20 protein-coding genes and 1 pseudogene are annotated in these 17,372 nt (G+C 45.5%); 2 read left to right on the forward strand and 19 right to left on the reverse strand.

Features of this window, described 5'->3' with window-relative positions:
• Window positions 1-16 precede the first annotated feature (16 nt).
• The 18 genes and pseudogenes from F0229_RS10650 to F0229_RS10730 all read right to left on the reverse strand — a co-directional run bounded on the left by F0229_RS10650 (window position 17) and on the right by F0229_RS10730 (window position 13,951).
• The gene (locus tag F0229_RS10650; RefSeq protein WP_017059525.1) at window positions 17-283 is read right to left on the reverse strand and encodes a hypothetical protein; all 267 of its coding nucleotides are present in this window, start codon (window positions 281-283) and stop codon (window positions 17-19) included.
• A gap of 235 nt (window positions 284-518) precedes the next feature.
• Window positions 519-2,303, reverse strand: coding sequence for an ABC transporter ATP-binding protein (locus F0229_RS10655; RefSeq protein ID WP_017059524.1), 1,785 nt, complete (start codon window positions 2,301-2,303; stop codon window positions 519-521).
• The gene (locus tag F0229_RS10660; protein ID WP_171732800.1) at window positions 2,297-4,060 is read right to left on the reverse strand and encodes an ABC transporter ATP-binding protein; all 1,764 of its coding nucleotides are present in this window, start codon (window positions 4,058-4,060) and stop codon (window positions 2,297-2,299) included. Before F0229_RS10660 ends, F0229_RS10655 begins: the two co-directional genes overlap by 7 nt.
• Window positions 4,061-4,288: 228 nt before the next feature.
• A pseudogene (locus F0229_RS21765) lies at window positions 4,289-4,411 on the reverse strand (DNA mismatch repair protein MutT); the annotation flags it as partial.
• Window positions 4,412-4,630: 219 nt separating this feature from the next.
• On the reverse strand, window positions 4,631-5,161 hold the full coding sequence (locus F0229_RS10665; protein ID WP_102312054.1) for a hypothetical protein: 531 nt from the start codon (window positions 5,159-5,161) through the stop codon (window positions 4,631-4,633).
• Window positions 5,162-5,233: 72 nt separating this feature from the next.
• On the reverse strand, window positions 5,234-5,518 hold the full coding sequence (locus F0229_RS10670; RefSeq protein ID WP_102371054.1) for a hypothetical protein: 285 nt from the start codon (window positions 5,516-5,518) through the stop codon (window positions 5,234-5,236).
• A gap of 132 nt (window positions 5,519-5,650) precedes the next feature.
• On the reverse strand, window positions 5,651-7,546 hold the full coding sequence (locus F0229_RS10675; RefSeq protein ID WP_171732801.1) for a hypothetical protein: 1,896 nt from the start codon (window positions 7,544-7,546) through the stop codon (window positions 5,651-5,653).
• Window positions 7,547-7,582: 36 nt separating this feature from the next.
• Entirely contained in the window at window positions 7,583-7,735 is a 153-nt protein-coding gene (locus tag F0229_RS21985; RefSeq protein ID WP_241910101.1) for a GpE family phage tail protein, read from the reverse strand.
• Entirely contained in the window at window positions 7,735-8,019 is a 285-nt protein-coding gene (locus tag F0229_RS10685; protein WP_004737238.1) for a phage tail assembly protein, read from the reverse strand. The genes F0229_RS21985 and F0229_RS10685 overlap by 1 nt, the downstream gene beginning before the upstream one ends.
• Window positions 8,003-8,728: a phage terminase small subunit gene (gpM, locus tag F0229_RS10690; protein ID WP_171732802.1), complete on the reverse strand. Its 726-nt coding sequence runs from the start codon at window positions 8,726-8,728 to the stop codon at window positions 8,003-8,005. The genes F0229_RS10685 and gpM overlap by 17 nt, the downstream gene beginning before the upstream one ends.
• Window positions 8,729-8,739: 11 nt before the next feature.
• Window positions 8,740-9,105: a phage tail tube protein gene (locus F0229_RS10695; protein WP_017109406.1), complete on the reverse strand. Its 366-nt coding sequence runs from the start codon at window positions 9,103-9,105 to the stop codon at window positions 8,740-8,742.
• Window positions 9,106-9,108: 3 nt separating this feature from the next.
• Complete coding sequence (locus F0229_RS10700) at window positions 9,109-10,245, reverse strand: phage tail sheath subtilisin-like domain-containing protein (RefSeq protein ID WP_102371051.1); 1,137 nt, start codon at window positions 10,243-10,245, stop codon at window positions 9,109-9,111.
• Window positions 10,245-10,463 (reverse strand): DUF2635 domain-containing protein, encoded by a 219-nt coding sequence (locus F0229_RS10705; RefSeq protein ID WP_102512733.1) that lies wholly within the window; start codon window positions 10,461-10,463, stop codon window positions 10,245-10,247. Before F0229_RS10705 ends, F0229_RS10700 begins: the two co-directional genes overlap by 1 nt.
• The gene (locus F0229_RS10710) at window positions 10,463-11,002 is read right to left on the reverse strand and encodes a phage virion morphogenesis protein (RefSeq protein WP_171732803.1); all 540 of its coding nucleotides are present in this window, start codon (window positions 11,000-11,002) and stop codon (window positions 10,463-10,465) included. Before F0229_RS10710 ends, F0229_RS10705 begins: the two co-directional genes overlap by 1 nt.
• Complete coding sequence (locus F0229_RS10715) at window positions 10,999-11,463, reverse strand: phage tail protein (protein WP_171732804.1); 465 nt, start codon at window positions 11,461-11,463, stop codon at window positions 10,999-11,001. The genes F0229_RS10710 and F0229_RS10715 overlap by 4 nt, the downstream gene beginning before the upstream one ends.
• Entirely contained in the window at window positions 11,463-11,912 is a 450-nt protein-coding gene (locus F0229_RS10720) for a head completion/stabilization protein (RefSeq protein WP_171732805.1), read from the reverse strand. The genes F0229_RS10715 and F0229_RS10720 overlap by 1 nt, the downstream gene beginning before the upstream one ends.
• 121 nt (window positions 11,913-12,033) lie before the next feature.
• Window positions 12,034-13,071: a phage major capsid protein, P2 family gene (locus F0229_RS10725; RefSeq protein ID WP_171732806.1), complete on the reverse strand. Its 1,038-nt coding sequence runs from the start codon at window positions 13,069-13,071 to the stop codon at window positions 12,034-12,036.
• 46 nt (window positions 13,072-13,117) lie between these two features.
• On the reverse strand, window positions 13,118-13,951 hold the full coding sequence (locus F0229_RS10730; RefSeq protein WP_171732807.1) for a GPO family capsid scaffolding protein: 834 nt from the start codon (window positions 13,949-13,951) through the stop codon (window positions 13,118-13,120).
• Between the two features lie 134 nt (window positions 13,952-14,085).
• Here F0229_RS10730 and F0229_RS10735 point away from each other — a divergent pair, with 134 nt between their 5' ends.
• Window positions 14,086-15,837, forward strand: a complete 1,752-nt coding sequence (locus tag F0229_RS10735) for a terminase family protein (protein WP_171732808.1) — start codon at window positions 14,086-14,088, stop codon at window positions 15,835-15,837.
• A 20-nt stretch (window positions 15,838-15,857) separates the two neighbouring features.
• Window positions 15,858-16,826 carry a phage portal protein gene (locus tag F0229_RS10740; RefSeq protein ID WP_171732809.1) on the forward strand — a complete coding sequence of 323 codons (969 nt, stop codon included), beginning with the start codon at window positions 15,858-15,860 and terminating at the stop codon, window positions 16,824-16,826.
• A 24-nt stretch (window positions 16,827-16,850) separates the two neighbouring features.
• Here the strand turns inward: F0229_RS10740 and F0229_RS10745 are convergent, their stop codons facing one another.
• Window positions 16,851-17,372: a hypothetical protein gene (locus F0229_RS10745; RefSeq protein WP_171732810.1), complete on the reverse strand. Its 522-nt coding sequence runs from the start codon at window positions 17,370-17,372 to the stop codon at window positions 16,851-16,853.

Consider the following 17,372-nt stretch of genomic DNA (forward strand, 5'->3'; position numbering starts at 1 on the left):
AAGCTGAATCTTGCAGCTAAGCAGAATCTTTTAGCAGAACACGGTCAGCATCAATAATGGTGAAGCCTGATGCATCTTCATTCTTTTCGACTTGCACTAAACCTTTAAAACCAATTTGCGACAGCTTCTTCGCAAGTTGATCTGGTGCTGTTTCAAAAACAACATTCATAAAAGGTAAAGACTCAGCATCAACAAAACCATGCTCGTTAAACAGTTCCATTGCTTGAGATAAATGGTCTGAGTCGGTTAATTCGATAATTTCTACAACTTCTTCCAACAACATTTTCGATTCCATATTCGCCAGAAAGTGACTGACACAAGCCGGTTCTTTTTGCTTGCATACATCCCGATGCCCTAAGACACCCCTTTAGTAGTAGGGAGATCATAACATATTAATAATCGTAAAATATGTTTTATTTTCCCTAAGCTACTGGGAATACTAGAAAAGAATAGAAATTGGTGAAACATAAGCAACACCAATTCATAGTATCGATAACGGTAAACCTGATTTGAGGTGATCAGGCAACCGTTACTTGAGAATCGCCCGTTTCTACAATCGATTCTTGTAACAAGCCAGCATAAATACCATTGTGTGCCACCAGCTGTTGATGATTACCTTGCTCAACAATTTCACCCTTTTCCAACACCAAAATCGTATCTGAGTGACGAACGGTACTCAAACGGTGTGCAATCGCAATCACGGTTTTTTCCTTGAAAAGGCGCTGCATTGCTTTTTGAATCAGGTCTTCAGTGATTGAATCTACCGAACTGGTCGCCTCATCAAGCATCATCAATTGACCACCCTGTGCAACCGCTCGAGCGAACGAGATAAGCTGCGTTTGCCCTACAGACAAGTTAGAGCCGTTCTTTTCCAAGTGGAAGTCATAACCTTGTGGCAATTGTTCAATAAACTTATCGGCATAAACATAGCGCGCCGCCTGTTCAACCTCAGTTCTAGATAGATGCGTTTTGCCCAGCGCGATATTGAATTGGATGGTCTCTTCAAATAAGTGCACGTCTTGCATCATCATTGAGAACAAATGAGCAGAGTCTTCACTTGAGATCTGTGACAGCTCTATTCCATTCAACAAAATGCTGCCTTCATAGTCTTGGTAGGCTTTAGAGATCAGACGCAGAATCGTCGACTTGCCCGAGCCCGTCGAACCCACAAGCGCGATTTGATGCCCTTTCTCCAATACAAACGAGACATTCTTTAGAACGTAGGGAGAGTCGTCTTTGTAGCGGAAGCTTACGTTCTTAAACTCTAGGCTCACAAACTGTTCAAGCTGCTTCTCAACCTTGTTAGATGACAACAGGTTGCGCCCTTCTTCTTCAGTCGGCTCAACAAACAGCTCTTCAATATGGTCAAACGCTGCAAATGAACTCTGAATCGAAGCGATCTGCGAAGTAAAGTCACGAATCGGAACAAACACTTTCTCTAAGGTGTTGATGAACGCAATCAGCACACCCAAGGTGAGCGCCCCTTCTAACACTTGCTCAGAGCCATACCAGATCATAATCGCGATAGTGATGGAGGTGATGCCAGAGATAAACGAGAACAAAATCGCATCGTATTTATTGATCTTCTTCTGCGCTCTTAAAAACTCATCGGTATAGCCTTGGTAGCGTTGCTCGACTTGCTCTTCCGCTCGGTACATCTGAACGGTTTTCATGCCAAATAAGACTTCTTGTAAAAAGCCAATACCGCGAGCGAGAGAAGAACGAGTCACCTTATAGAGAGCACGAAGTCGGTTTCGTACATAAACCGTCAAATACATCACTGGTGGCATAATGATCAATACAATCATCGTTAACTGCCAATCAATAAAGAACATCATCACTAACAGAGCAATGGTATTGATGCTGTCTTTAACTAGCCCGACAACCGACTGAACAAACGTCTCGCCGATGGTTTCCAAGTCACTGGTTAATCGTGAAAGCGTTACCCCAATCGGTGTGTTATCAAAATAGCTGCGCGGTAGTTTGAGCACGCGAGCAAACAATACTGAGCGCATGTCAGTTATCGTGTATTGACCAGTTTTACGCAGATTGTACGAATAGGTGGTATCCACCACATAACTCGCCACCAGCACGGCAACGAGATAGAAGACGTATTCGAGCAGACCATCCATATCCCCGTGACTCAGGTGAACATCGATCACTTGAATGATCAGCCAAGGGAACAACAAGCTCGTGATGACAGAAAGAGGAAGCATAGCGATGCCCAGAATCGCAGAGCCTTTGTATTTCTTAGCAAACTTAAAAAAGTGCTTGAGGTACTTGAGATCAACACGTTTTAACATGCTGCTGCCTCCGTTTCATTCTGCTGTAGTTGCCATGTATCGTAATAGTAATCACAGGTTTTCAATAACGTGGCGTGGTCGCCCTTCGCGATCACTTTACCTTCGTTCAACACGATGACTTCATCCATATATTCAAGGGCATTAACGCGGTGTGAAACCACAAGAACCGATTGATTTTCCAAACGTTTAAACAAACCTTCCAAGATCTTACGTTCTGTTTCATAGTCGACAGCCGATAGAACGTTATCCATGATGATCAGGTCGGTGGGTTGCAATAAAGCACGCGCAATACTTAAGCGCTGCTTCTGACCACCTGACAACATGATCCCTTTCTCACCGACTAAGGTTTGATCGCCGTGTTCAAAACGTGTCACATCACTAGCCAACTGGCTGAGCTCTAGCACTTCATCAACCTGACTCTTTGCCAAATCGGTATCTAGGCTACCAAAGCGGATATTGTCTTCGACGGTTGCTGAAAACAGGTAAGGGTCTTGAGTCACGGTTTTCACGTAACGGCGTAAGTCACTGCGTGAGAAGCTAGTGACATCTCTTTCACCAAGGAAAACAGAACCTTGTGGTACATCCAAGTGGTGGTTTAAGCAGTTCACTAATGTCGTTTTACCCGCTCCGATCCCGCCTAACACACCCACTTTCTTACCTGTTGGAATATCAAAGCTGATGTCATCGAGAATCACGCGTTCTTCACCTGAATAGCTGAAGCTGAGATTGCGAACGGAAAACGTTTTTCCCTTCAGCGATTCAACATCTAATTCAGTAAGCTTATCTTCATCTAGCTCTGGGACTTTGGCATTAAGAATGGTTTGTGCACTTTGAATACCTACCATGCCACGCTGATAAATGGTCGCGATTCTGCCAAGTTGCATCAATGGCATAGCGAGCAAAACTGAGTAAGTCAGAAAGGCGGTAATCTCACCAAGTGTGAGTTCCTGTCTCATTAACATGTAGCCACCAAGCCCAAGAATGATGATTTTCATCAGGTCATTGGCGTAGTCGAGTACCGGCATAAAGAAGACTTGAATGCGTGTAATTTTAAGGCGGCATTCAAGCAATAACTGGTTCAGTTTTTCAGTTTCAGCTTTCACCCAAGGTGACATCTGCTGGCTCTTAATGAGATCAATCCCAGACAGGTAACTCATTAGCTGAGCAGACAGATTTTGTAGGCGCTTCATGTGCTCTAAATGCAGCGCTTTCATACGCTTGAAGCCCACACGGAAAATCACAAAAGCGATTGAGATAGGAATGATCGAATACAGTGTGAGTGCTGGCGATATGCGCCACATGTAAAGAGGCGTCAACGACAACGCAAGCAAGGCATTGAAGAACTGCAAGAAGCCGACACCAAACAGCAGTCGAATGCCACTAAGGTCATTGTTGATAATCGAGATCAGTCGACCCGAAGCAAAGCGTTCGTGAAAGCTGCTCGGTAAGCGATTCAACTTTTGTAGAAGTGTACTTTTAAGTGCGGCCTCTGTAATTCGCCCCGGATTAAGCGCATAGATACGAGACAGAATTCTCACCACCACCATGGCAACCGACATCCCGACCACAATCCAAACATAGGTTTGAAGCTGTTGGTGGCCAGTTGAAGAGGCATCATCAATCAAATCTATCGCCAATTGGATATAGCGAGGGATCTCTACTTGTAACCAGTTGACGAGAAAGATGAACACAATCGCCAATAAGTACGAGGTGCGATTCATGCGCAGATAATGGGCAATAAACTGTCTTTTATTCATAGTATTCTTTGTTTAGGGCAGGCTCACAGCGAGATTTAACGATATAACCGGGCAGTTAAGCTAGATAGGTTCATCGCTGAGGTAAAGATACATCAAAAACACTTAGTTGACAATATCAACCATATTCAATAATTAGTTTCGGGTATTAAGTTTTAGCATTGCTAGAAACAACTTTGCCGCCAAAAGTGGCGGCAAATAAATAGCTTAGCAGGCTAGTATTGATAACGGCTAAAGCATCTCTTTGGCAATCAAATGCAGCAGAAACGTTTCCCGCTCAATGCTCATGCCCTTTTTAGGGCTCTCGGCCATCGTCTTCTCGTTATGAGCAATTGCGTCATGAATATTAATCCACATAATATTCCCTACCAAAATTAACACTTAAAAATCAGTACATTAGATAGAAGCAAAAAATCAAATGGCGACAAAATGGCGACAACTTTTGAACTCTAAGATAAAACAAGGTAACGATAAACCTATTTTCCGTCTTATTTCCAATCTAGATTCTTTACCCAAACAAATCGTCTGGTATTGTTGCTCAATATCAGTTGTTATAGGGTTATACAAAACTTGTCACACTTGATTTAGAATTCCATTCAAAATTTCATCACTGTATTCTTTCCTGCGATTGTCTACAATCAACCAGCAAGAAGATTTCGTACAATAATACTCCCAGCACAACCAACCATTCACGCTCGTTTTGGTCACTTCAGTTCCTGCCGAAGAGAAAGAAGTAAACACCTTACCATTTAAAGAAATCCCTTCAGAATTAATAACCGCGCCAACTCTATGATTACTCTTCAACCTGAGTTTAGTCCCAAGATAAAACGGGGTACCCTTAATTGTAACTAAGCTCTGTTCACTTTTCGTTTTCTCACTAGAATCATAAATCTCAAAAAGGATGTCTCGGGATTCTTTATCTAGCCTAGCAACCATTCGAGCCCCCCAATTGGAGAATATAAAATCAGCGACTTCTGTTGCTATTGGATAAACTGAGGTTCGGTACATACCTAAGCATGATTGAGCTTCATCAATAGACAAGCCATTTTGCTCTAGATCCTTTCTCCGTTGTTCCGATTCTAATGACCAACCAATTGACAACATATACAACTCCAAACTAATCGAAAAATTACTTGTACCACTGACACTAAACAATCAGTCAAGTAAAAGATAGGGCTACATAATTGTAAGTTGCACTTCATAAATTAAGTTTTCAACAGATAACAACACTTCTGACTCTTCATCATTTAATGTGGAATTAGACAGGCGTAGTACGTATAAGTAATCGAACTTTACAAAGAAGTCGTAAAGCAAAGGCATGATATTAGGGTTTACTGTTGATATATATTGCTCAAGGCTCTCGTTTGGTAAACAAGCGTACTCTTTACCTCCAAGAGCCTTAACGATAGCCACTCGAACGAATCGAAAAAACGGATCTAGCTCTGGTGGGTTAACAACCATATATACTCCTCCCTCATTCAAGCTTCATTTTTTAACAAAGCTTGTAAGAACTACAATCACCGTTGCTTACAACATCGAGCCAGTTAACAACTAATAAGCCTTTCCTAATGCTTCCCTGACAAGTTCTATAAATTAAAAGCTTGTCGCCATATTCCCCACATCCAAATTCAAATCTGTGCCTTTTTCTGCTTTCGCTTTATCTATTGCGACTGGCTTATCAGATTTGATGGTCAATGACACTTCAGATTTACTTTTGACAGTTTGGTTACCCAGTGGGCTATACGCTGTGCTCTGCTTAATAGGCTGAATCCCTCCAGCTTGATAAGCGTGGTATCCCTGCTCGGTTTGGGTTCGCTCAGTTTTGTTTTGGGTTTCATTGGTCGTAATGCCAAGCGTCGCGCTCTTATCTTCAATACGATTGAGTTTGGCTGCTAAGTTATCGACTTCTTGGCCAGCTTCATCGGTTTGAATTTTCCACCCATCGGGGATGAGCGCATCCGGCAGCTTGTTGATTAGGGCTTTGAATTTATCCCATAACCAACCAACGCCGTCACCAATCCATTTAATGACTTTATCTAAACCAATGAACTTATCGATTAAATAAGTAATCGCGATTAACGCAGCAGCAACAGCAGCCACCATAAGCCCTATTGGGTTTGCCAGAACAGCCGCATTTAAAGCTATCAGAGCCACTTTTAGAATGGCGACCGTCGCGAGAATCCCTTTGAAGTTTTGCGCTAACCAAATAAGCCCTTTGCCTAGCAGTTCAAAGCCTTGATAAAGACCGTCCACGGTTTGGATTAGCTTTTCGATAAAATCGGTTCGCCAAGCAGCGTTCTTAAACTTCTCAGAAAACTGGGTGAATGCTTTGGTTGCTTTTTCCATGATGGGTGCAAGTGCTGCAAACTTCATAGAGCGAACGCTTTCTTCGATTTTTTGCAGAGCATCGTTGTAGGCTTCCGCTTTCGCCGCATCTTCTGCAGTCGCACCGCCACCCAATGCATTGAGTTCTTTTCTCGCCGCCGTTAATCCTTCAGTGCCTTCACGCAACATGATCAGCATTTTGCGACCGTCTTGGCCAAAGGCTGCATCGGCAAAGGCCATTTGTTCTTGCGGCGTTTCAAGCTGAGAGAACTCTTCAAGGAGCATTTCATAAGCCTGCTTAGTGTCTTTCGCTCCCTGTAAATCTTTATGCAGCGCGTTCTCACTCTTCTTGAGGTAAGAGCCTAACGCACCTGAGCCTGTTTTTTGCAGCACGCCAAGTCGTTTGGTGAAGCGAAGCATGGAGTTAGACAGTGCGTCAGAGCTTACCCCCGCATGTTCAGCTTGAGATTGCATAGCTTGGAGTTCTTGAATGGGTAGGGTTAGGGTCGCCGATGTCTTTGCCAGGTTGTCCATTTCACCTGCTGCGCCATTCACTTGTGTTACTAACCCAGCAAAGCTCAAACCACTTAAAAGCGCTGCCCCTTTTCCTGCCGCTGCAGCGCCGACCTTGGGAAACTTGATGGAACGGTTCAGCTTTTGAATCGGGCTCATGACTCTTTGTAAGGTGGTATAACGCTTACTAAGCCTTCCAATTTCCTTACCGTGTTTCTTATAACTTCGATTCAGTCGGTCGTATTCATCATCAAGATTTCCTGTATTTACCCCTGTCTTTTTTAACTGGGTATCGAGCTTCTCTAAATGGGATTTGTAACCCTCTTGCTCGGTATTCAGTTTGCTCAGCTTGGCTTGCTGCTTTGTAATTTTCTCCGTTAGCGCCGCACTTGGGGATTCAACGCCTGCCGCTTTTACTTTTAACTCTTCAAGCTTTTCGCTGACCGCAGCAACCGCAATCGCGTTCTTGTCCATCGCTTTTCGTGACGTTTTTAAAGAGTCAATCATCCCCATTACGGCCGAGTCATCAGCCTGTGTCTTCTGTACCTTCTTGATAGATTTGGCGTAATAATCGCTCTCGCCACTCATCCCTTTGAGAACGGCTGAAGTTTTATCTTTCATATCCATGAGAACAGACAGTTTCATTTTCATTCTGGATAGCCTTTTGTTGATACAAAAAAAGAGAGCTCATTCGCTCTCTTGTGGTGTTTGTTCGTGCCTCTCTCGGGCAAGCTCTCGAAACAGTAATAGATCGTCGTAGCTGAGTTTGTCTATTTCACTTGGGGGCCAATGAAACACAAGGGCGATATCTGCGTAATAGTCTTCAACTCGCTCTATCACTATTCCGTCGCGACGAAAAAAGAGGCAAGCGTCGTGAGCAATGGCGCCCAGTTCTCTGGAGGCATATTGATAATGTCACGCTCGTTCAAGCAAGAGATTCGAGGTAATAGGGTTTGTCCTGCCTCAAACTTCATTCCGCACACATCTATCAAGCTCAACCCGCGCAAATGCCCAGAGTGTGGCTTGCTGATATCAATATGCGTAAGCGCTTTGCCGTCTTTTTCAATAGGCGAGGCCAACTCCGCGACCTTGACTTGTGACTCGTCTTTAATGGGGTTGGTCATAGCCAAGCTCCTTTTGTAATGCTTCTAGTTTCTTCTTCACGCCGCCTTTCTGCGGGTCTAGCTTCATCACTAGCTCAAACAGGTTGTGCGCCTTTTCTTTTTCACCAGCTTCAAAGTGCCAATCACCGACTAGGCGGAACATCTTCACTTTGAGTGGGGCGTTAGTAGCAAGTTCGCCAGCCAGTAAGTCACTCACGGCTTTGAGTAGGTATTCACGCTTGTACGCTTTCTTTTCGGTGTGCGCTTTGTGCGTGTACTTAAAGACGTAATCACAAAACCCCGTTTGACCATTCACTTTGAAATTAGCCGGTGTTTCTAATCCGCCATCGATGGCCGCTCGAAAGTCATCGTGGATCTCGTCAAACTGGCCAAGGTCAAAGTGCCACATATAAAAGCACCACATCACATCGAGGTTGCCGTAATCGCCTTTATGAGTGTCCAATAGCTTTTCAACCAATGGACGGTACTTGTTAATGAGCTCTTGCTTGTACGGATCTTTCTCTTTCGAGCCAGACAAAGTGCGCAGGTAACTTTGGTCTTGCTTAAACACGAGTTGCGTTTCTTCCCAGGGTCTATCAGCAAAAGCGGTGCGAACGGCTTGGCTTACTGTTGACTCGTTTATAGCGTCAACACTGTCGATAGCTTCAAAGGCTTTAACCGGTTCTGGCTTTGCCTTCTGAGCCTCTCGTTTCATCAGTATGGATAACATGTTCTTTCTCCTTACTGTGGGATGAGCTCGTCACCGTTAAAGAGCACTTCAAGCTGGCCATCTTTTACCGCAACGGTAAGCGGGTCGACTGTCCACGCGCCTTTCAGGGTGTAAGCGCGGTTTGTGTTGGTTTCTAAGGTGATATCTTCACCCACAAAATCAGCAATGGCTTTCTCATCGGTGTCTTGAGCGTGAATGATGGTGCATTTGATAAAAGGCGCATCCGAGAACTGTTCAGAGAAACCCAAAGGTCCATCGTCACCCATTATGGTCTCGCGCTTCATGTTGCCGAGGCCATATTCCGCCCCTTCTTTGATGGGAAGGCGTCCCAATGAACCGGCGTTAAGGACAGCACGGCTAGTAATTTTTGTTCCCATGACTTACTTCCTAAATTGAATTTTGCCTGCAACGATAATCAAACCGTTCACGAACTGCGGTGAATCTTGGTAGTTGACGCGCTGCTTGTTGGTTTCATCTAGCTCGACAATGAGCGACTTTTTGTAGCCATCGAAATCTTGCACGATGCCTTGGTATTCCAAATCTCGATACAAGGTCAACAGCTTGGCTTTGAACATAGTCGGCGTAACAATCGGCTGACCTTTGGCGAACTTGGTTCCGTCTTTCGCTACCTTGTGGCGAGGGTAGACACTTAAGATCAACGAACGTTGTTTCTGACGAAAATACATGGCGGTTGCCGGTGTCATGACATCGAGGTAACTGTTGTCCGTTACGCCAGCTGCGTTTTCTGTGTAAGCGGTAACGGCACGTTCGACTAACACTTCATTCGCTGAGTTCACCGTGTACGTACTCAACCCTTCATACAAAAAGAGGTTACGTTCAGCCCAGTCCCATTCTTGTGCTGCCAGTGAATAAACACCGTTCAACTTGAGTGTTTGCAGTGGCCTGCAAGGGTCAATCGCCAGTGACGGGGCGATTTGCCCAACCCATGCGCCAATCGCTGCCGCGTCAGACAGTGGCGCTTCTGCAGAGTCACCCAAGTTATTGATGGGCAGAAAGTTGATCAACGCGCAATTGCTTGTTGGTGCAAAGGTGATGAGCTCTGCGTGTGTGCCTTTCTTGGGTAGATACGCGATACCTGGTACTTGCTCTAATGCGCCATATCGCTCTTCAAGAAAAGTCCCTAACTCACGAATGGTGGTGCTGTCATTCAATGAGCACATGATGTGGTGATATTGAACATCACCCAATGTAGCTAAGGCGCTTGCGGTATCACTATCCTCAACACTGACCGCAAAGATAGGCATGGTCTTATCTTGTTTACGGAAATAGGTGATCATTTCCACTATGTCGCTATTGGCACCAAACGAAGCTGCCGCAATCGTCTCATCCATACAAAGCGTAACTTTGTTTGGCGCGACCGTTGCATCACTGACCGCATTACCGATCGCCAAGATAACTTGCAAGTCTTCTGCGCTGTTTGCCAGGCTATTATCAATTTCAATGTAGACACCGGGAACGCGAGCGGTGCTGGGTACTTCAGCAAAACCAATACTCATTATTTAGTTTCCTTTTGGGCTGTGGGCTTGGCTGTTTTATCGATGACCACGATACTTTTTTCAGCAAGTCGACGTAGCCAGTAAGCGTTACGAGGTTTATCTTCACCTGCCGCTTTCAGTGGCTCTCGGGTTGTTGGGTCTTTCACGATCAAACTTGTTTTCGCTGGCTTAATCTTGAAAGTGGGTAGCGCCGTTTTCTCTACTTCTTGTTTATCCATTACGCTGCATCCTCTAGTGCAAAGTGTTCTGCTGCCATGGCGAGTAACTCTCGCTCTAGAGCAGGCGTCCAACCAATGAAGGTTCGCTTGGGCATTTGGTAATTGCGCTTGGTTTTTACGCCACCTGTCCATCGACCTGTTTTACTGTTGTAGTGACCATTAACACGAGTCGTAAATGATACTTGAGCGCCTTGGTTGTGCTCTTGGCCAATGCGACCTGCGACGCCTTTTAGGCCAACCTCAAAGCTATCGTCTGTAACGCGAGTTCTTAACGCCTGGCCAAAACCAAGCAACATGTTTTTATTGTTCACGGTGTTCTGCGCTTGAGTGCCATCCCATAGTTGGGTTGTTTTTCTCCGCGTTCGGCTTTGGTACGGGTTGTTGTCTATATCTCGCTGAGCTCGAATTTGCTGACGAAAGAACTGCCTTGCGCGGTTGGCCATGCGTTTATTCAGCTCAAACTTATCACTGGCCGTCAGCACTAAACTTTCCAAAACTTGAGTCAGTTGCTCAGGCGTCGCGAGGGTTAATTCACTCATGGCAAATCATTTAAGTGGCCGACAAAGTAGACCAATTCACCAAGTTGGTCTTCATCGGCTCGCGCTTCAAAACCACTGATACATTCATAACGGGTATCACCTTGCTTCCAATTGCCTTGTTCGTTTTCTTGAAGGTCGAACTCTTCACGAATATCAATTTTCAGCTTGAGATCAAACGCACCTTTATCGAGAGGCTCTAGCGCGAACGTCGGCATAGGTAAGCCTTTTTCCGCTCGCTCAGGGTCGTACTTGTTGAGCCAGCTGACTAAATGCATAAACAACACTTGCGGCTCTAACTTGGCGCTTTGCAAGAAAACGATGGCGGTATATTCAATTTCAAACCCATCGACATCCGCACCCTGACCACAGAATAAGGCGCCATCTTCCGCCCACACATCCATTTTGGCCGCGTCAGTGACATGGCTTTTGAATAAGTCCGTTAAGCTTTGCAGCGCTTTCATTACACCCTCTCAAAGCAGTAGGTTTCTTCTGCGTGAATCAACATGTCTATAGCTTGGCGGGACTGAACTTCGCACTCTTCTTTCTTAATGGTGAGCGCTTCTTGTCGGTCTGCCGCTTCAGCGGTGGCGTCACCACTCATTTGCACGCTAATCAGTTGAGCGGCGGTCAGTGCGAATACGGCCTGCTTATAAAGTGTTTCGGCCGAGTCATCATCACCAAAGCGCTCTTGAGATAATTCCGTCAAGCTAGCAAAAGGCGCGAAGGTGTCTTTAAGTTCAGAATGCACTTTAATGCGTGACACCGTAGCGTGGTGCAGAATGCCTGCCTCTGTTTCATTGCTTTGGAAATGGAACAGAGACTGAAACTCTGAAATTTTCAGGGCTGGATATTTGCCCGAGGCTGGCAACTCAGATTCATAGCACTCGTTTTTATCACCGACAAATTCCATGATGTATCCTTACCGTGTTAGGGAATGCAGGCCGACAATCGCGAATAACAGTTGGCGCCAAAGCGCACCTGAAACAGCAATAGAGCCTGCATTGAGGGGGTGTTAGTTTGTAATGGCAGGCTTAATGCCAAGCCTCGTTAATCCATAGCTTCACGTTTTTGAATTCAATGGCTGCGGCCTTACCAACTTCTTCGAGCACGTAAGCCATGTTCATCGACTCGAAGTTTTCAATTTGGTCTTTTTCATCGTTCTTCTTACCTGCAGAGCGGCGAACTGAACCTTCTTGAATGTAAATGGATAGGTTGTCGTAACTGGTCACCATGATGCCCGTTGATGGGAAACCTGGTACTTTCACTGCAGGCAGACCGCCATAGGTACCGATGACTTGCAGCTCTTGAATTTTGCCTTTTTCGCTTGGCGTATTACCGTGCGCTTCGTAGAACTTGGCTTTGTCATAAGCGAGCAAGTCGGAGCCGATGATGGCCACAAGGTTTGAATCATTTTCACAGGCGTCATGCAGTAGGTTTTTCGTTTCTAGCACAGCTAGGTCTAGGTTGATGAAGTCACCACCTTCACCGATACGAATTTCACCATCCGCTTTTTGTCCCGTGGTAATTAAGCGCTCTGCGTTATGGTCACGCATGGCTTGGAACCAACCTTTATTCACGTCTTCACCGTTCGGGTTGGCGCTAGCATCGGTATTTTTAGCGACACTTACGCCATACCAACCAATCGTGATTTTATTGGCGTCAATCTGCTCTCGGGTGGCTTTACTAATCAATGCGTTGAAGTTCTTATGATGCGCCCACGCGTCCAGTTTTGCGTAACGAAGTGCGGTATCAAAGTTCGTTTGCTCACACATGTAAGGCATTGCCCCCATGCTTGAATGATCTTTAGGTGTACGTTTGCCCGAGCCCGACGTATCGGTACGACTGGCAATCATGCCCGTAGCGCCAAGACCAATAGATTCACCTTTTTGGTTTTTCACTGAGATGATGTTGATTTTGCTTAGAAACCAGTTGCTTTCACGGATAGCCGCGATAATGCGCTGAGTACCATTAGGGCTCACGTTAAACTTCTCGGTCGCATCATCTACATCGTTTTGCGCTGCCACGGCTTTCACGTAGGCGCTGAGTTTTATTTTGGTCTGCTTTTGCATGTTTTTACCTAATTCAATTCGTTATGGGTTGAGGGCGTGTCGAAGCCTATAAGTAGCGCTCTTCGTCATTACCTTCGCCGGCTAACTTGCGCTGCTCTTCATCGGTTAACTTACTGAACTTTTCAATTTGACCGGTTAGGTTTTCTACCTGTGAAGACAGAGTCTCTACCTGATCTTTTAGTTCGGTGACATCCGTACTTTCTTCAGCTTCAGCAGGTTGCTCCGGCGGCTTACCATTGGTGTTTAGCTTTTCAACTTGTTCATTTAACTGGCTGAGTTGTTGCTGATTTTCTTTACCTTGCTCAATGCTTTGCTTGAGTAGCTCTTCAAGTTCTTTACTCATGTCGTCTTCTTCCTGTTGTTGTGAGAGCTGCTCAAGTTCACCTTCGCCCTTAAGCCAGCGTTTAAATGTATGGAGTATCGAGGCTTCTTCCTCGGTGTCTTTCGAGAGTTGTTCTGGGGTAATTTGAAAGCTCGTTGGAACGCACGCTTTATCTTTACTGTTAGCCGACAATTGAATCTGCGTCGTACCTAACGATGCTGGCTCATCAGTCAGGGCCAATCCGGTCAGGTAAGCTTTCCCTGTATCTGCAAACTTTTCATAGAACTCACATGAGGTATGTAAAAGCTGTCCTTGCTCAGCCATACGTAAAAGCATTGAGTTTGGTTTCAGTACAGCGAATAGCTTGTCTTCTTTCTTTTCGACAGAGAGGACAGAGCCATACTTGCTGCTCCACGGGTAATGGTCTGCATTGATTCGAGCTGTATAAACGTCTGGGTTGTAAGTTTCTGCAATCTCATCAATGATTTTTTGCTCAATGACTCGACCATCAATGGTTGCTCCTGCCTGTAAAATACAAATTAGCTCTGATTGGAACATGCCTAAACTCTCCTAAATTCGATGATTCCAATTTACCCAATGCCTCCGCCTTTTTGTATTTGTCCTAGTTCTAAACACTTGATATAGAAATCGTTCAAGCTGAGTAATCACAAGCGCTGTAGCACTATGCAAACATGGAAAATAATGTTGTTAGCGAACCGCTCTATACCGCCGACCAAACGAAAGCTTTGGGATTGTTTTTACGCCAACGTAAGCCTGCTGAAATTGCAGAAACGGTTAGCGTAGCCACACGCACGGTTCAAAAATGGATAACTCAGTTTGATTGGAAAACGCTGAGGGATGACGCGCCCGTCGAATTAATGATGAGACAGCGCATTGCTTACTTGATGTGGGTTGATCAAAAGCTTGAGAGCCAAGAGCGTGAGCTCAAGATGTTACTCGAACAGCAATTCAAACGTGATGAAGCAGAGCAAAGGCGCAACCGACCAGCTGGCCGAAACGATGGCGAGCAAAAGCGTGGTCGTAAGCCAAATAAGACGAAGAACGGTGTGTCCCACATCACCAAAGAGATGTTGGACGAATATCGCGAGAAAACCTTCTTCGAATACCAAAAGGACATTCACGGCCACAAGCAAAACGATGAGATCAATGAAGTGCGCTTTTATCTTAAGTCGCGCCAGATTGGTCTTACGTTCTATTTTGCCTTTGAAGCGTTTGAAGATGCGGTGCTGACTGGCGACAACCAGGTGTTTATCTCTGCGTCGAAAAAGCAGTCTTATATCTTCAAAAACTACATTCGTAAGTTTGCGCTAGAGATTGGCGACGTTGACCTAAAAGGTAAAGACGACATCGAGCTTAGCAACGGCGCGAACCTTGGTTTTATGTCCACTAACGTAGCGACCTCTCAAGGTTTTAACGGCCACATGTATTGGGACGAGGTGTTCTGGATCCCAGGCTTTGCGGATTTAGATAATTACGCGGGCGGTATGTCGATGCAATCGCAGTTCCGCACCACTTACATTTCGACACCTTCTACCATGGCCCATGAAGCCTACCCGAAATGGCAAGGCAAGAAAGAGCACGGCATTGATATTAGCCACAAGGCGCTAAAAGCCGGTGCTTTAGGTGTTGATTTTATCTTCCGTCAAATGATCACGGTGGATGATGCGATTAAGAAAGGCGCGACCTTCTTCAACATGGATAAGCTCAAGCGTAAATATCCGGTTAAAGAGATTTTCGACAATCTATTGCGTTGTAAATTTTTGGACGACAGCGCTTCATTCTTCTCACTGAAAGCACTACTGGCGTGTAAGGCAGACAGTTCACTTTGGAAAGATGTCGACCACGAGAAAGCAAGGCCAGTGGGTAACGCAGAAGTTTTGGTCGGTTATGACCCACGAGGTGGCGGTACGGGTGAAAGCTCGGATGATGCGGGCTTAGTGGTGGCGTTGAAGCCAAAGCGCAAAGGTGGGATTTTCCGATTCATCGAGCGGGTTCGCCTTAAAGGCTCCAGCTATGAGCAACAAGCCGACACCATTCGCGGCATTACTGAGAAATACAATGTGGTGTACATGGCCATGGATACCAGTGGCGTAGGCTCGGCTACCGCTGAGCTGGTTCGTAAATTTTACCCAGCTCTGGTCGAGCTGGATTACTCACCTGAAGTGAAACGACTGATGGCCTATAAGTCGAGAGAAATCATTAACAGTGGCCGCTTACAGTTTGAAGCGGAATGGGATGATCTCGTTCACTCGTTCTTAATGATTCGCCAGCAGACCACTAAGGTGAGTAACCAAATTACCTTTGTTTCCAACCGCAGCAAAATTGGCTCTCATGCCGATTTAGCTTGGGCTTCGATGCATGTAATGCGTTGGGAGCCGATTGATATAAACAATGACACCAACACCAGTGTCGAGTTCTTCTAGCCTAATTTTGGAGAGGCCAAGTGATAGAGATTGAATTTTCTAACCCCGTGAGCGTGATGAACAGCGACATTCTGAGCTATTTAGAAGTGGCGTTGGTTGATGGTTTGTACGAACCGCCGGTTGCACTCGATACCTTAGCCAAGGCACTGCGCACGAACCCGATGCATTCGAGTGCGATTGAGTTTAAGCGCAATACGTTAATGCATGCCATTGCGCTGATTGGATTACTTTCACGCCAAGATGCAAAGCGCTTTATTCAAGACTACTTAACCTTTGGCAATGCCTACTTACAGGTCATTCGAGGCTATGGAGGGCTGGGTGAGCCTATTAAGCTCAAACACATACCTGCTTTGTATATGCGTAGACGTGAAGACTTAGGTTGGACGTATAAGCCAAGAGCTTACGATGATGACGGGCGTATCGACTACAAGAAAGGCCAAGTGTTCCACTTGGGCGATTACGATGTAGCGCAAGAGCTGTATGGTTTGCCTAGTCACATTAGCTCTTTGACTTCTATCTGGTTGAACGATGATGCCACCTTGTTTCGTCGTCAGTACTACCGTAACGGTAACCATGCAGGTTACTTGCTGTATATGAATGAGCCAACCATGACAGAGAAACAAGAAAAGGCCATAAAAAAACAACTGCAGGCTCAAGAAGGCATGGCGTTTAAAAACTTATTTGTAAATGCCAAAGGTAAAGACACCAAAGCTCCAGAACTTAAGCCAATTGGTCAAGTAGAAGCTAAAGACTCATACAAAGAAGTGAAGAACCAAACCATGAACGAGGTGCTTTCGGTTCACCGTGTGCCAATCGAGTTGATGAGCATTCGACGCGAGAGTATTACGTCACTGGATTTGAACAAAGTGGATTGGCTGTTCCACAAGAACGAACTGCTACCGCTCATTGATATGATGCAAGAGTTGAATGATGTTGTGGGGCAACCGGTCATCACCCCTAAAGAATATAAACGTTTGGATGCGGCTTAGTATTGAGTACTGATAGGTTTGTCTTTACTGCAGCTCGTGTTGAAGCTGCGCTCTTATCCAAGTTTGCAGCGATAAGAGCTTCTGAGCATTTTCAGCACAGGTTTGCAGGTTCGCCACGTCTTCCGCTAAGACTTCGGCGTCTCGCTCGTAACCTGTAGCGGTTTTGGCGGCACCATCAGGGATGGTGGAGGGTTGCTGAATACCGATTGCTCGATTATGCGCTCGCACTGATTGGGCGCGGATGTGCATCCAGTCAGGATCGTTAACAACGCACTGCTTATCACTGCTCTTTTGAGCATACTTGATCACCTCTTTTTCTATCTCTCGAAACTCAATTCGAATATCTGGCTTTTGGTTCGCGAGCTTCACGGCGAGCTGAAAAGCCTCGTTTTGTTTTTGCTCTACTTTGTCCCATAGGGCATTTTGTGCTTTTAAGGCTTTGACCTCAGTGGTGGTTACGCCGTAGTCATACGAACAATAAGCGACACCGCTAAGGACGGCAGCAAAGGCAATGGCTTTAAACAAAGTTAGATATTGATTTAGCAT

Origin of the sequence: Vibrio sp. AIC-3 (assembly GCF_013114515.1) — a bacterium.
In the GTDB taxonomy this organism is placed as follows: Bacteria; Pseudomonadota; Gammaproteobacteria; order Enterobacterales; family Vibrionaceae; genus Vibrio; species Vibrio crassostreae_C.